Below are 294 nucleotides of genomic sequence, written 5' to 3'. Positions count from 1 at the left end.
TCGTAGCCACGCTGCGCCGCATCGGATCTGGTGCAGCTGCGGATGGCCAGCCTTGGCCGGAACGGCATCAACTGCCTGGGCGGTGTCTTCAGTTGGCGGATGCAGATTGCGCACTAGCCGGGCTGCGTGTGGTGGCGGAGCTGATGCTGGCCGCGGAGCGGACTCGGCAGAACGGTGCGCCCGAGGAGTACCTGGGGGATCGGGTGATGGAAGGGTTGAAGATGGCTTGTGTGGCGTTGACTGCGCAGGCGACAGAGCGGCTGCACGTGCGGGAGTAGCCCAGTTGGACTTGGC

Annotated in this window: 1 protein-coding gene; it reads left to right on the top strand. The window is 66.0% G+C overall.

The features are described from left to right. On the top strand, positions 1-278 hold a 278-nt coding region (locus EN850_RS35595; protein ID WP_136093077.1), incomplete at its 5' end, for a hypothetical protein. Positions 279-294 lie beyond the last annotated feature (16 nt).

Origin of the sequence: Mesorhizobium sp. M8A.F.Ca.ET.207.01.1.1 (genome assembly GCF_004794715.1) — a bacterium.
Lineage (GTDB): Bacteria > Pseudomonadota > Alphaproteobacteria > Rhizobiales > Rhizobiaceae > Mesorhizobium.
This window is presented reverse-complemented; position numbering and strand designations above follow the sequence as displayed.